The sequence below is a fragment of the Mesorhizobium sp. L103C119B0 genome, from assembly GCF_000502235.1.
Taxonomy (GTDB): Bacteria; Pseudomonadota; Alphaproteobacteria; order Rhizobiales; family Rhizobiaceae; genus Mesorhizobium.
Map to the genome: position 1 here is coordinate 120,973 of NZ_AYXE01000008.1, position 13,859 is coordinate 134,831.

The following is a 13,859-nucleotide window of genomic DNA, read 5'->3' on the forward strand; positions in this document are numbered from 1 at the left end:
GCTCACACCCAGGCATCATCACGGATGAAGCCATCAGCGTGTCCATGGTCTCAGCACATTCCATTGGCGGCTGCTATCCGCCCAGTGTACCACCGGCAAAACCAGCCGCTGCAGCGTGGCCGCCGCACCTGCTACCGCAAGGGCGGCAAGCGAGCCGCGCGGAACCGCGTCGGCGAGATAGGTGCGCGCCGACTGAAAGCTCATCTGTCCGATCTGCAGCACATCATCGCCGCGCGTGTAGTCGAGTTCCTTGCGGCAGAACTCGTTAAAGGTCTCGACGCGGTGCTTGGCCGCCTCGTCGAAGGTCTTCTTCAGATCGTCCGAGCCGCCCGTATAGGCGTTGGTGATGACGAAGCGCTCTTCGTCGAAACCAGCTTCGGGGCCGACACCGAAGACATGGCGATGGCGCGCCATGATCTGCCGCGCCAGAAGCACATGGGTAAGCGAGCGGCGCGCGCCGGCATGCGGTCCTGGGAACACATTGCTGAACGCCTCCGCGACCATGCCGACGACAGCGGGTACCTGGGTGACATTGGAAATCCAGATCGGCCGCAGTTGATTGCGCAAAAACATCAGGAAGCAGGTCAGGCCGTAGAGGATCCAGCTCAGCCCGCGGCTGCGCTCGTCGGGATCGATCATGACCAAACCGAGGTGCAAGACTTCATAGGGCTTGCCGGCGAGCGATATCTCCATCAGCGCCAGCGAGTTGAAGGCGATCGGCTGCCGGTCGCTGCGCCGGTAGACAATGGTGATGATGGAATGTTCCAGCCGGCTGCGGTCGCCGGAAAACACGCCATAGGTCAGGCTGCCGAACTTCAGTGTCTTGGACGCTACCAGCCGCAGATCGCTGCTCAGCTGCTCCAGTTCGGCAGCCTTCATCCAGCGCCCGGGCCGCTCCACCACGCGCGTCTCGTAGCCCTCGGACACGCGCATGCGCACATCCATGAACCGACCCGGCAGCAGTTGCAGAACCGCCTTGAGCACTATTTTTCCCCGTGGCAAGAACGCCGACCGTATAGTGGCCGCCGTCCACCTAAGACGCGGTAAACCCGAGACGGCAGTTCTTGGGTGTACTCAACAAAGTAAAAGAACAGCTGCCAGCCAGTGCGGGCTCAGCTTTCCGCAGCAACCAGATGGCCGCCGCCGACATCGTTCAGCGCCAGCTTCAGCGGCGCCTCCCCGATCCTGCGGGTGGCGCTCGGGATTTCCTGGTCGAGGCGCGCGAAGCGCGTTCTGCGCTGCGCCGGATCGGGCACCGGCACGGCTTCGATCAGCCGCCTCGTATAGGGATGGAGCGGGTTGGAAAACACCTGGTCGCGCGTGCCCATCTCGACGATCTGGCCGAGATACATGACGGCAACGCGGTCGGAAATGTTCTCGACCACCGCCATGTCGTGCGAGATGAAGAGATAGGCGACGCCGAATTCGCGCTGCAATTCCTTCAGCAAATCGAGCACACGCGCCTGCACCGAGACGTCGAGCGCGGAGACGCTTTCGTCAGCGATGATCAGTTTTGGTCGGAGCGCCAGCGCTCGGGCGATGCAGACGCGCTGGCGCTGGCCACCGGAGAATTCGTGCGGGTAAAGCTCCATCTGTTCGGCCGACAGGCCGACACGCTCGAACAGCGCCGCCACCCGTTCCCGGCGCTCGTCCTTCGAAGCGATGCCATGGATCACCAGCGGCTCGGCAACGAGGTCGCCGACGCGCATGCGCGGATCGAGCGAGGCGAAGGGATCCTGGAAAATCATCTGGACGTCACGGCGCACCGCCTTGCGTTCGTCGCGGCCAAGACCGGAGAGATTGCGCCCGCCAATGACGATGTCGCCGCTATACGGCGCCAGTCCGGCCAGCGCCTTGGCGGTGGTCGACTTGCCGCAGCCGGATTCGCCGACCAGAGCGAGCGTTTCGTTGGGCGCGATCGAGAAGCTGACGCCCTCGACGGCGTGGACGCGGCGGGTGACCTGGCCAAAGATGCCGCCACGCAGATCGAAGCGGACATGCAGGTCGTTGACCTCGGCGACTTTGGCCGGTTTCAAGACGTCAATCGCATCCCTGGATTTCTGTCGACCGACACCACTGCCGATGCGCGGCACGGCAGCCAGCAGTTCGCGCGTATAGTCGGCCTGCGGGCGGGCAAAAATATCCGATGTCGTGCCTTCTTCGACCATGCGGCCGTCGCGCATGACGATGACCCGGTCGGCCATTTCGGCAACCACGCCCATATCGTGGGTGATCAGGATGACGCTGGTGCCATGCTGGCGCTGCAGGTCGCGCAACAGCTCCAGCACTTCGCCTTGCACGGTGACGTCGAGCGCCGTCGTCGGCTCATCGGCGATCAGCACGTCGGGCTCGAGCGCCAGCGCCATGGCGATCATCACCCGCTGGCGCATGCCGCCGGAGAATTCGTGCGGAAACTGCTTTAGCCGGCTTTCCGCCTCCGAAATGCGCACCGCCTTCAACGCCTCGATCGCGCGCTGGCGGGCTTGCGCCGACGACAGGCTGGTATGCGCTTCGATGGATTCGGTCAGTTGCCGGCCGATCGACAGCACCGGATTGAGCGAGGTCATCGGCTCCTGGAAGATCATGGCGATGCGGTCGCCGCGAATGCGCCGCATCTGGCGTTCGTCGAGGGTTGCTAGGTCGGTGTCGCCCCGATTCCCATCCCGAAGACGGATCATGCCTGACGATATGCGCGCCGCCGGCTGCGGCAAAAGCTGCATGATCGCCAGCGCGGTCATCGACTTGCCGGAGCCGGATTCGCCGGCAAAGCAAAGCGTCTCGCCGCGCGCCAGCGTCAGCGACAGGTTGGAGACAACCTGGCGTTCGCCGTCCTCGCCGCGCACGCTGACGCAGAGGTTGGCGATGGAGAGGACGGGGGTGTCGGCGAGGGTCATTGTAGGTGGAGCCCTGCGACGGATTGGTTCCGTCGCACCATTCGCACAGACCTTGGCGCTGACCCCCACCCGGACCTCCGGTCCGACCTCCCCACAAGGGGGAGGTAGGGCGGCAGCGCTTTACCCTCCCCCTTGTGGGGAGGGTCGCTGCGAAGCAGCGGGGTGGGGGTGCAGCGCCGACCTGACATCATTCGAACACGCAACGCGGAAAATAGAACGACACCACCCAATTCGGCATGTCGACGATCTCGCTGATGCGAAGATCGCCGCACACCGAAACCAGCATGTAGGCCTCGACCGGGTCGATCTTGTAGCGCCCAGCGAGCAGATCGACCATCTGCGTCACCGCCTCCTTGGCCCCGGCCATCAGGTCCGGCCCGATACCCGTCGTCACCTCATAGCCCTTGGCGTCGAGATGGCGCGTCACCGGACCGGCGGTGGTGAAGCGCGGCGTCTTCAGCCTGGCGTCCTTGACAAGGTCGAGCTTGAGCACGACGTCCATCGGGCTCTCGATCGCCGTGCCGCAGACCTCGCCATCGCCTTGTGCGGCGTGCGTATCGCCGACCGAGAACAGCGCGCCGGCCACCTCAACCGGCAGATAGAGCGTCGTGCCGGCAGCGAGATCGCGGATGTCGAGATTGCCGCCGACCCGCCGTGGCGGCACCACCGAGTGAAGCCCCATCTCAGCCGGCGCATTGCCGATGGTGCCGGCGAACGGCTTCAGTGGTACGCGCGCGTTTTTCCCGAACAGCGCCGGTTCGAGCGCGGCTGCATCGTATTTCCAGATGTTCAGCGCCGGTTCCGTGAAGTCGTCGGCGAGCAGGCCGAAACCCGGAATGTTCGCCGTCCAGCCGAAGCCGGACGGTTTGAACATCTCGATCGTCACTTTGAGCGCGTCACCCGGCTCGGCGCCCTCGACGAAGATCGGCCCGGTCACCGGGTTGACCCCGGCGAAGTCGAGCTTGGCGATTTCGGCAACCGTGCTGTCGGCGTTCAGCTGGCCGCCGGCGGCATCGAGGCACTGGAACTCGATGGTCGCGCCGGGCGCCACCCGCTCGGCCGGGACAAAGGAATTGTCCCAGCCGAAATGGTGGTGGCGCCCATGGATGGTGTAGTCGCAGTTATTGCACATCTTTTACGTACACATTGTCGTAGTTGATCGGGATATGGACCGGGTCGACATAGAGGTTGTCGGCGCCGCCCATGCGCGCGGATTTCATGGTGAAGCGCTGTTCGTTGAAGACCGGCGCCCAGGGCGCGTCTTCCATCACCTTGTCGTAGATGGCGCTCCACATCTTGTCGCGTTCGCCGGCCTTTGCCGGGTCGACCACCGAATCCGCCTCGGCCGCCTTGGCGTCGAGATCCTTGTTGCAATACCACGACCAGTTCCAGCCGCCGGGCACCGCGCCGGCGCAGCCGAGGATCGGGCCGTAGAAATTCGACGGATCGGGGAAGTCGGCGATCCAGGCCATGCCGCCCGACCAGATCATCGGCGCGCCGGCCTTGTCACCGCCGGCGGCGATGACATTGGCCTGCGCCAGCGACTGGATGCTGGCCTTGATGCCGATCGCCGCCAGGTCCTGCTGGATCGCTTGGGCAATGCGCGGGTTGGGATCGGTGTTCATGGCGAACAGCTGCGTGTCGAAACCATCGGCATGACCGGCCTCGGCCAGCAGCGCCTTGGCTTTGGCTACGTCATAGGGATAACCCTTGTAGTCCTTGTCGTAGCCCGGCATCGACGGCGGCAGCGGCTGGTTGGCCGGCACGGCGCGGCCGTTGATGATCTGGATGATGCGCGCCTTGTTGAGCGCCATGTTGACGGCCTGACGCACCTTAACATTGTCGAACGGCGCCATGGTGGTGTTCATGGTGACGTAGCCGGTGTGCAGCTGACCGCCTTCGACGACACGCGCCTTCTGCTCGGGATCGGCCATCACCTCCTGGAACTTGGCCGGCGGAATGCCGTCGCCGGGAACATCGATCTCGCCCTTCTGCAAGCGCAGCAGCGCCACGATCGGCTCCTGGCCGATCTCGAAAGTGATCTTGTCGAGATGCGGCAGGCCCTTGTGCCAATAGTCCGCATTGCGCTCGAAGACGATGCGCTGTCCCAGCGTCCACTCGGCGAGCTTGAAGGCGCCGGTGCCGACCGGATGCTTGCCGAAATCGGCGCCATATTTCTCGACCTCTTCCTTCGGCACGACATGGGCGAAATTGATGGCCATGACATGCAGGAAGGTGGCGTCGGGCCGGGTCAGTTCGAACTTGACCGTGTAGGGGTCGATGACGGTGACACCGGACAGGCCTTCGGCCTTGCCGGCGGCGACATCGTCATAGCCCTTGATCGAGCCGAAGAAGCCGGCGCCGGGGCTCTGCGTCTTCGGATTGGTGACTCGGTCGAGCGAATATTTCACGTCGTCGGCCGTCATCTCGCGGCCATTGTGGAATTTCACGCCATGGCGCAGCTTGAAGGTGAAGGTCTGGCCGTCGGGCGAAATCTCGTAGCTTTCTGCCAGATCGGGCTTCAAATTGGTGGTGCCCGGCTCGTAATCCATCAGCCCATCGAACAGGCTCTTGATCATCGACCAGTTCTGCCAGTCATAGCCGATCGCCGGATCGAGGGTCGCAACATCGTCCTTGTAGGTGATGGTGATGGCGCCGCCTTGCTTGGCGTTGGGATCGACCGTGTCTTCGGCGCGGACGCTTGTCATGCCGAGCATGAGGGCCAAGGCGGATGCCGCGACTGTGGATGCGAGAAACTTTTTCATTGTTGTGTTCCTTTCTCTGTTTCATTTTCATCTGAGCTTGATGCGGGGATCGATGAACGGCGCGATGATGTCGGCGAGCAGATTGCCGAGCACGATGGCGAAGGCCGAGACCAGCGTGACGCCCATGATGATCGGAATGTCGACGCGCTGGATGGCCTGCCACGCCAGTTGACCGATGCCGGGCCAGCCGAACACGCTTTCGACGACGACGATGCCGCCCATGAAGATGCCGATGTCGATACCGATCATGGCGATGACCGGCAGGATGGCGTTGGGCAATGCATGGCGAAAGATGATGGCGCTGCGCGCCAGGCCCTTGGCCCGCGCGGTGCGGACATAGTCCTGGCGCAGCACGTCGATCATCGAGGAGCGCATCATGCGCGCATACCAGCCGGCGCCGAGTATGCCCATGGTCAGCGACGGCAGCACCAGATGGCGCCATGTGCCGTAGCCGCCGATCGGAAACCAGCTCAGCCGCACGGCAAAGACGTAGAGCAGCAACAGGCCGACGACGAATTGCGGCGCCGAGACGCCAACGAAGGAGGCCACCATCAGGGTCTGGTCGGTGGCGGTGCCGCGCTTGACGGCGGCGATCAGGCCCATGGAGAGCCCGATCAGCAGTTCGCACAGGATGGCGCCTACCATCAAAAGCAGGCTGGCCGGCAGCCGCGAGACGATGAGCTCGGTAACCTCCGAGCGCTGTATGTAGGAGCGGCCAAGATCGCCGCTGACGAGCTTCGTCAGGTAGTGCCAATACTGGACCACGAAAGGCTGGTCCAGGCCGAGCTGCTGGCGGATGTTTTCCACCGTCTGCGGCGTAGCACTGCGGCCGGCGATCTGCCGCACCGGGTCGGCCGGCAAGAGGTAGAGCAGCGCAAAAGTGATCAGCGAGACGCCAAGCAGGATGAGCAGCGACTGGATCAGCCGGCGGCCGAGATAGGCGATCATGACCGGCCCTCCATTATTCCCGGCCCCTTTGCGTCGGATCGAGGATGTCGCGCAGCGCGTCGCCGATCAGATTGAAGGCCAGCGCCAACGCCAGGATTGCGGCGCCGGGGAAGAACACCAGCCAGGGCGCGGCCTGGAAATAGGTCTGGTTCTCGAAAATGATGTTGCCCCACGACGCCGTCGGCGGCTGCACGCCGATGCCGAGGAAGGAAAGCGTCGCCTCCAGCAGTACCGTGGTGGAGATGCCGAGCGTGCCCCAGACGATGATGGTGGGCAGGAGATGCGGCAGGATGTGGCGAAACAGGATGCGCGGCGCACTCGCCCCGATGCTGCGCTCGGCATCGATGAACTCGCGTTCGGCCAGCGACGATGTCTCGGTGTAGATGACACGCGCCGTCTGCACCCAGTTGACCAGCGCGATGACCATGGCGACGATCCACAGGCTGGGCTGAAACACTGCCGCCAGGCAGATGGCGAGCAGCAGCGCCGGGAACGCCATCATCAGATCGGTGAAGCGCATCAGCGCGCTGCCGATCCAGCCGCGGAAATAGCCTGCGGTGACGCCCACCAAAGTGCCGATCAAAAGCGCCACGCCATTGGCGACGATGCCGATGATCAGCGAGGTGCGGGCGCCGTAGAGGATGCGGGTCAAGAGGTCACGTCCGAGCAGGTCGGTGCCGAGCCAGTACTGGGCGCTGGGCGGCAGCGGCGAGCCCTCGATGGTCAGGCCGTCGAACATCTGCTCGTTGGGGTCATAGCCGGTCAGCCGGGGCGCCAGCACAGCGCCGGCAAGGACAATGGCGACGATGACCAGGCCGAGCAGCGCGAGGCGGCGTTTCACCAGCCGGCGCCAGACACCGGCGCGCGGTTTTGCCGGCATGCGCACCGGTAGATCAGGCGCGATGGGACTGGTCATCGCCGCCTTCTTCCCCCGTCGCTTCCTCGCTTGTCATTGCCACGATCCGACGCGCGGCATCCTCGACGCTGATCTGCCAGCTCATCGCCAGCGAACGCAGCTGCGCATAGGCGCGCTCGTCGTCGCTGCCTTTCGACAAGGCCGTCACCGCGCGCACGATGGTCTGGCGCTCGGCGACGCGCTGGCGCAGCGACGCTATCTCGCCGGCTAAATGTTTTCGGGCCTCGAAACTCTGTCTCGCGATCAACAGAGCGCTGTAGACGCCGGCATTGCCGACCGGCTTCAGCAGCTGCGCATCGGCCTTGTGCGACAGCGCCCATTCGATACGCCCCGGCGCCTCGGAACCGATCAGCGCCACCAGCGGCATCGGCGCCTCGCCCGGCTTCCACGGGAATTGCTCGTCGAAACCGAGATCGGCATCGAAGAAGACGAAATCGGCGGCGAGAGCTTCCGGCGGCAATTCCGGCCAGCAGTCGATCGTAGCCAGGCCGATGGCCGACAATTGCCTGGTGATTGCCTGCACCGTCGGATGCGGGCGATGCAGGATGAAAGCCCGCGCGCCGCCGAGATTGGGGATGCGCGTCCGGGTCATGACACCACTCTCAGACGCGGACGGCCGAACGTGTTGGCGGGGTCGTAGCGCGACAGATATGGATCCGGCGCGACCTCATCCTCCTGGCTGACGACCTCGAAGAAGCCATCGGCGATCCGGCCGATGATCACCGGCAGCGTCGCGTGCTGGGAGTGGGCGTCGATGGCGATCGGCCCGAGCCGGGTGGAGAAGCGCCGCTCGGCGAAGGCTTTGGAAAATTCCGCCGGGCCGGCATCAGTGTCGCGCGACAGCACGTCGGCCATCACCTGCACCGAGGCATAGGCGGAGGCCTCGAAGGACGAAGCGAAGGCAGCCGGCCGGGGCGCGAAATAGGGCCCGACCGACAGATGCCCTTTCCCTGTATCGCCGATCGCCGGCAACTCGCCTTCGGTGAGGTTGCAGGAGATGACGGGGCAGTTTTCCGGCCTGAATGCCGCATCCTCATCGCCCAACTCGCGGTAAGCCGCCAGGAAGGCATACGACGAGGTGCCGATCAGATTGTTGAGGATGAAGCTCGGCCTCGTCGCCCGGATTTCCGCGATCAACCGCGACACGTCGGTCTCGCCGATGCGCAGATAGCGCTCGCCCAGCACTTTGCCGCCGGCATCCGCGATCAGGTCGCGCGCCACGCGGTTCATCTCCCAGCCCCAAATGTAGTTCGAGCCGAGCAGGAAGCCGTTGGCGCCGAAACGCGGCACGACATGCGCCATCAGCGGAACCAGATGCTGGTTGGGGCAGGCGTGCATGTAGACGACATGCTCGTTGGCCTCGAACCCTTCATAGGGGCAGGCATACCAGAGCATGCCGCCGGCCTTCTCCAGCACCGGGATGGTTTCCTTGCGGCTCCACGAGGTGACGCAACCGACGACATGGCGCGCGCTGCTGGTCCTGAAAATGTCATCGCACAAAGTCGCGTAGCGATCGGCATTACTTTGCGGATCGCGCTCGACCGGAACCAGTTCGATGCCATAGCTCCGATCGGCATTGATGTCGGCGATGGCGCGCATGGCGCCCATCCGGCACGCATCGGAGACCAGCTGGTAGCTGCCCGAGCGGGAATACAGGATGCCGATCTCGATACGCCGTTTCAAACCGATCCTCAGAAATGACAATGCCCCGCAGCCAGCGCCGGAGGGCGAGGCATACGAGGCATATTTGCCGCCCGGCGACCAAGGCCGGTATTTTGCGCTAGCGTATTCGGTCCGGCGGGTCAGTCAAGCGGGAAAGTACGTGGTCATGGGATCGGCCTTGTCCGGCTGCTTCTAGTTCCGCAGCGTGAACATCAAAGGCGCCACGACAGCCGTACCGGCCTTCTCAGGCGGTGGCGCGGGCACCGTCGCACCCTGCAGAATGCTGAGCGCGGCGCGATCGAGATCGGCGTCCCCCGAAGATCGTGTCAGCCGGACGGAGGTCACCTTGCCCGAAGCGCTGACGACGAAGGTCACATTTGCGGTACCCACGGCGCGCCGCGACCTTGCCGCGCTCGGGTAGCGCTTGTGCCGATTGATCCATCCGATCAGCTGGGAGTTCCATTTGCTTGCACTGACTGATGATCCTCTCGATTGCGAAGCCTTCGGCGCCGACGCCTTCGCCGCTGCCTTTTGATCGACACTGGCGGTCACGACCGCTTTCGCCGGCGCGGCCTTTTCCTTCTTCTCTTTCGGTTTCGGCTTGGGTTTTTCGGCAGCCTTCTTCGCCTTCTCGATCGGCTTGGCCTCCACCGGCTTGGTCTCCGCCGGCTTGGTCTGGGGCAGCGGAATGACCACATCCGGCGCTATGGTCGGGACGATGTCGGGCACCACCTCATCCAGCGGCGGCGATTGATCGGGCTGCTCGGCCGCTGCCGTCTCGATCGGAGCGGTCTTATCGAGTTGAGCCGCTTCCCTCTTCTCGGTGACCGGCTCCGGCTTACCGGGCTCGGGCTCTACGACGGGCTTCAGTTCGGCAACCGCCTCCTCAATCTGGTTCGGCGGCTCGGGCGTCACCACGTCGGCCGCTGAGTCCACCCGCACCGCCGGCGCCACCATCATCGGCGACAGCTCGATAGCCACAGCCGGCGGCGGGCTGCCATCGGCCATGTTGGCCAGGCTGAAGCTCTGGACGGCATAGACGATCGCGACATGCGCGCCGACAATGACAATGGCCGCAGCCGCCCACAAGCCAATTTCGCGCACGCCGGCGCGCGGCGGGTCGGCCGCGGGGGCGGCGGCGGCCAGTTGCGTCACGGGACGGCGCCCGGGTGCGCCGCGGATGCGTCCGCCGGCACCGTCTCCAGCCCCACCAGCGCGATCTTCAGATAACCGGCGCCGCGCAGCAGGTTCATCACCTCCATCAGCTCGCCATAACCGACCGCCTTGTCGGCACGCAGGAAGATGCGGGTCTGCTTGTCGCCCTTGGTTCTGCCGTCGAGCACCGCGGCGAAAGCCTGGCGCGACACGCTGTCATTGCCGATCGCCAGCGTCAGATCGTCCTTCAGCGTCAGGAACAGCGGCGTTTCCGGCCGGGGCGCCGGTGTCGCGGTCGAACCCGGCAGATCGACATTGACGTCGACTGTCGCCAAGGGGGCAGCGACCATGAAGATGATCAGCAGCACCAGGATGACGTCGATGAACGGCGTCACGTTGATCTCGTGGTTTTCCTCGAGATCGCCGTCGATAGTTTCGCGAATTCTAGCCGCCATGGCCCATCACTCCGCCGCCAGCGCGGGCGCCTGCGGCACCGTGCGGAAATCGAGATCGCGGCTGACCAGCCGTTCGACCCCGGCCGAGGCATCGGCAAGAAGCTGCCGGTAGCCGGCTATCGACCGCGCAAAGACGTTGTAGATGACCACCGCGGGAATGGCCGCGACCAGGCCCATCGCCGTGGCGAGCAGCGCCTCGGCGATGCCGGGCGCGACGACCGCGAGGTTGGTGGTCTGCGCCTGCGAGATGCCGATGAAGGCGTTCATGATGCCCCAGACGGTGCCGAACAAGCCCACGAAGGGCGCCGTCGAGCCGATCGTCGCCAGCACGCCGGTGCCGCGCGACACGCGCCGCGCCGCCGCCGCCTCGATGCGCGACAGGCGCGACGTCACGCGTTCCTTCAGCCCGTCGCCGGTAACATGGCCGAGCGCACCGGCCGAAAGGGCAGTCTCTTCCTCGGCTGCCCGCACCAAAAGCGCACCGGGGCCGCCACTGTTGCCAAGCGAGCGCCCGGCCTGGCGCAGTGTGGCGGCATTGCCGATGGCGCGCGCAGCGCGCCGGGCGCCGAGCTTGCCGAAGAGAATCTCCAGCGATTTGGCCAGCCACACCGTCCAGGTGACGAGCGAGGCGAAGGCCAACCCGATCATCACCGCCTTGACGATGATGTCGGCGGCCATGAACATGCCCCAGGGCGACAGATCGTGCGGCAGCGTCAGCGATATTGCCGAAGCCTCGGCCTGCGCGGATGCACCGGGCTGGGTTGCCGGCTGTGGCGCGGTCGGCGCCGCCTGCCCGGCAGTTGGCGAAGCCGGCGCGACAGGCGCAGCCGGTGCGGGCTGTTCGACTACGGTTGGCGCCGACTGGGGATCTGCAGCGGGCACAGTCGTCACCCTGGGCTGCGTGTTTGGCTGCTCTTGCGCAGCAGCGCTGCCGGCCGACAGCATGACCGCGGCCAGCGCCGCCAACAAACCATTTCTGGACACGCTTCGTCCTCGCTTCGTCATTGCACGTAACCGATCGGCTGGCCGGTGACGGGATGCGGGAACACCCCCATCTCGACCCCGAAAACTCCAGCCACGGATTCTGGCTTCTCTCAAACGCGGCACCGCCGCTGGAAAACAATTCAGGCGGCCGAGTGCCCCTGCTTGACTATAAAACATGAGCTTTGTAGTCAACAAACAAGATGGCTTTTTGGCCGACGATTGTGGGCGCGATGTCTCAACGGCACATCGTCCTGGCATCGGTCTACCTGGGGTCGTCGCACCGAGGGATGGACGGCCCAGGGTTGCTGGGCCACGATGCCGAGCAGCAATTGAGGCAGGCTGCGATGATCAAGGCGATACCGTTCGATTTCCCCTATGACGGCCGGCTGGTGCCGGCAAACACCGCGCTGCTGGTCATCGACCTGCAGGAGGATTTCCTCTCGCCGACCGGCTATTTCGCCAGGAAGGGTTATGACCCCGCGCCGCTGCGCGCCATCCTGCCTACGGTCAACCGACTGATATCAGCGGCACGCGCGGCCGGCCTTACCATCATTCACACCAGGCAGGGATATCGCGGCGACATGGCCGACATGACGCCGTACGAGAGATGGCGCCGCAAGCGGGCGGGTCTAGAAGGCACCGACGTGCTGCTGCGCTCCGGCCCCGGCTTTCAGATCGTCGCCGAGATCGACGTCGCGCCGCACGACATCATCGTCGACAAGACCTGCAACAGCGCCTTCACCTATACGGATCTGGAGCTTGTGCTGCGCGCACGCGGCATCACCCATCTGATCTTTTCCGGCTGCACGACCGATGTCTGCGTGCACACGACGCTGCGCGAGGCCTGCGACCTCAATTTCCAGTGCCTGACCATCGCCGACGCCTGCGCCAGCGGCGACCAATACGCGCATGACGCGGCGCTGCATATGGTGACGGTGGAGGACGGGGTGTTTGGTGCGCTGACGGAATCTGGCGCGGTGCTGGAGGCGCTGGCAGTGCTGAGTGGTGATTAGACGCTGGCGGGACAGCACCCCTCTGCCCTGCCGGGCAGAGGGGGGTGTGACGGAACGCTACGAAATAGCTTTCATTCCACCCGCAAATTCACCCTGCGTGAATATCCGACCCGCCCCGCGAGGCAAACGCGCCGGGCTGCGGCACCTCCGCCTCCCGGCGTGCCAGCGAGTTGCGCAAGAGCGCGATCGTCTCGCGGCCGACGCTGGCGATCTCGCGCGGCCGGTCGACACCGACGATCATGAACTCGCTGATGCCCAGCGCCGCATAGGGCAGCAGCGACAGGGCGATCTGCGCCGGTGGTCCGGAAAGTTCGACCGCCTTGTGGCCGACGGTAGAGGCGCCACCCTCCGAGCGGACCCGGACCGGAAGCGCAAAACGCAGCTTGCCGGCGCGGCCATGCTCGGCGGCGGCGCTGCGCGCCCGTTCCATCAGCTGGCGGATCTCGTCGAGCGAACCAGCCGTGAGTTCAAACACGTCGGCATGGCGGCCGGCGACCTTGAGCGCGGTGCCGGACTGGCCACCCATGCGGATGATCACGTCGACGCCATGCGGCCCCTTGCGCGGCACATAGCCACCCTTGATGCTGTAGAATGCACCTTCATGGTCGAAGGGCCGGTCGTTCGACCACAGCCGCTTCAGCAGCACCAGATATTCGTCGATGCGCTGCCAGACCACGGTGTGGCCGACCGGACGCGTCTCGGCATCGTCGTCATCCAGCGGCTCGCTCAGCATCCTCAGCGCCAGCCGGCCGCCGCTCCTGGCGTCGAGCGCCGCCAGTTGCCGCGCCGCAACGGCTGGCGCGATCACGCCGGCCCAGTGCGTCAGCACCACTTCCAGCGACGAGGTGCGGTCCAGCGCCTGGGCGGCGATGTCCATATTGGTCAACAGCCCGGCCGGGTCGTCGACGACGATGTTCTGGAAGCCGGAATCCTCGATCAGCGACAGCTTGGTCGCCGTCTCGACGAAATCATAGAAGAACGGTACGGCCGAACCGGCATCGGCGGCGTGCGTTTTACCGGGAACATGCGTGAACTCGATCGGCATTGCCATCTCCTCCATCACGTTG

Annotated in this window: 13 protein-coding genes; 1 reads left to right on the plus strand and 12 read right to left on the minus strand. The window is 64.9% G+C overall.

Annotated elements, in window-relative coordinates:
• Positions 1 to 33 precede the first annotated feature (33 nt).
• From X728_RS150915 to exbB, 11 genes are all read right to left on the minus strand, one after another.
• A complete protein-coding gene (locus X728_RS150915) occupies positions 34 to 984 on the minus strand; it encodes a hypothetical protein (protein WP_031195590.1) in 951 nt (316 codons plus the stop codon).
• Positions 985 to 1,112: 128 nt separating this feature from the next.
• On the minus strand, positions 1,113 to 2,894 hold the full coding sequence (locus tag X728_RS150910) for an ABC transporter ATP-binding protein (protein WP_023831829.1): 1,782 nt from the start codon (positions 2,892 to 2,894) through the stop codon (positions 1,113 to 1,115).
• Between the two features lie 187 nt (positions 2,895 to 3,081).
• Positions 3,082 to 4,026 carry an acetamidase/formamidase family protein gene (locus X728_RS150905; RefSeq protein WP_023831830.1) on the minus strand — a complete coding sequence of 315 codons (945 nt, stop codon included), beginning with the start codon at positions 4,024 to 4,026 and terminating at the stop codon, positions 3,082 to 3,084.
• Complete coding sequence (locus X728_RS150900; protein WP_023688825.1) at positions 4,016 to 5,659, minus strand: ABC transporter substrate-binding protein; 1,644 nt, start codon at positions 5,657 to 5,659, stop codon at positions 4,016 to 4,018. The genes X728_RS150905 and X728_RS150900 overlap by 11 nt, the downstream gene beginning before the upstream one ends.
• Before the next feature lie 27 nt (positions 5,660 to 5,686).
• Entirely contained in the window at positions 5,687 to 6,607 is a 921-nt protein-coding gene (locus X728_RS150895) for an ABC transporter permease (protein ID WP_023815305.1), read from the minus strand.
• A gap of 13 nt (positions 6,608 to 6,620) precedes the next feature.
• Complete coding sequence (locus X728_RS150890; RefSeq protein WP_023668590.1) at positions 6,621 to 7,523, minus strand: ABC transporter permease; 903 nt, start codon at positions 7,521 to 7,523, stop codon at positions 6,621 to 6,623.
• Positions 7,501 to 8,115: an ANTAR domain-containing protein gene (locus X728_RS150885; RefSeq protein WP_023668589.1), complete on the minus strand. Its 615-nt coding sequence runs from the start codon at positions 8,113 to 8,115 to the stop codon at positions 7,501 to 7,503. Before X728_RS150885 ends, X728_RS150890 begins: the two co-directional genes overlap by 23 nt.
• On the minus strand, positions 8,112 to 9,206 hold the full coding sequence (locus X728_RS150880) for a transporter substrate-binding protein (RefSeq protein ID WP_023831831.1): 1,095 nt from the start codon (positions 9,204 to 9,206) through the stop codon (positions 8,112 to 8,114). Before X728_RS150880 ends, X728_RS150885 begins: the two co-directional genes overlap by 4 nt.
• A gap of 171 nt (positions 9,207 to 9,377) precedes the next feature.
• Positions 9,378 to 10,340, minus strand: coding sequence for an energy transducer TonB (locus X728_RS150875; RefSeq protein ID WP_023831832.1), 963 nt, complete (start codon positions 10,338 to 10,340; stop codon positions 9,378 to 9,380).
• Positions 10,337 to 10,795: a TonB system transport protein ExbD gene (gene exbD, locus X728_RS150870; RefSeq protein ID WP_023831833.1), complete on the minus strand. Its 459-nt coding sequence runs from the start codon at positions 10,793 to 10,795 to the stop codon at positions 10,337 to 10,339. Before exbD ends, X728_RS150875 begins: the two co-directional genes overlap by 4 nt.
• 6 nt (positions 10,796 to 10,801) lie before the next feature.
• On the minus strand, positions 10,802 to 11,779 hold the full coding sequence (exbB, locus tag X728_RS150865) for a tonB-system energizer ExbB (RefSeq protein WP_023824331.1): 978 nt from the start codon (positions 11,777 to 11,779) through the stop codon (positions 10,802 to 10,804).
• Between the two features lie 344 nt (positions 11,780 to 12,123).
• On the opposite strand from exbB, the gene X728_RS150860 reads away from it, so the two are divergent.
• On the plus strand, positions 12,124 to 12,792 hold the full coding sequence (locus tag X728_RS150860; RefSeq protein WP_023831834.1) for an isochorismatase family cysteine hydrolase: 669 nt from the start codon (positions 12,124 to 12,126) through the stop codon (positions 12,790 to 12,792).
• An 88-nt stretch (positions 12,793 to 12,880) separates the two neighbouring features.
• On the opposite strand, the gene X728_RS150855 is transcribed toward X728_RS150860, so the two are convergent.
• Positions 12,881 to 13,837 (minus strand): LLM class flavin-dependent oxidoreductase, encoded by a 957-nt coding sequence (locus X728_RS150855; protein ID WP_023726079.1) that lies wholly within the window; start codon positions 13,835 to 13,837, stop codon positions 12,881 to 12,883.
• Between the last annotated feature and the right edge of the window lie 22 nt (positions 13,838 to 13,859).

Excerpts from the sequence above, each read along its gene's own strand:
- X728_RS150910 (WP_023831829.1), bottom strand. The coding sequence starts at position 2,894 with ATGACCCTCGCCGACACCCCCGTCCTCTCCATCGCCAACCTCTGCGTC.
- X728_RS150905 (WP_023831830.1), bottom strand. The coding sequence starts at position 4,026 with ATGTGCAATAACTGCGACTACACCATCCATGGGCGCCACCACCATTTC.
- X728_RS150900 (WP_023688825.1), bottom strand. The coding sequence starts at position 5,659 with ATGAAAAAGTTTCTCGCATCCACAGTCGCGGCATCCGCCTTGGCCCTC.
- X728_RS150895 (WP_023815305.1), bottom strand. The coding sequence starts at position 6,607 with ATGATCGCCTATCTCGGCCGCCGGCTGATCCAGTCGCTGCTCATCCTG.
- X728_RS150890 (WP_023668590.1), bottom strand. The coding sequence starts at position 7,523 with ATGACCAGTCCCATCGCGCCTGATCTACCGGTGCGCATGCCGGCAAAA.
- X728_RS150885 (WP_023668589.1), bottom strand. The coding sequence starts at position 8,115 with ATGACCCGGACGCGCATCCCCAATCTCGGCGGCGCGCGGGCTTTCATC.
- exbD (WP_023831833.1), bottom strand. The coding sequence starts at position 10,795 with ATGGCGGCTAGAATTCGCGAAACTATCGACGGCGATCTCGAGGAAAAC.
- X728_RS150860 (WP_023831834.1), top strand. The coding sequence starts at position 12,124 with ATGATCAAGGCGATACCGTTCGATTTCCCCTATGACGGCCGGCTGGTG.
- X728_RS150855 (WP_023726079.1), bottom strand. The coding sequence starts at position 13,837 with ATGCCGATCGAGTTCACGCATGTTCCCGGTAAAACGCACGCCGCCGAT.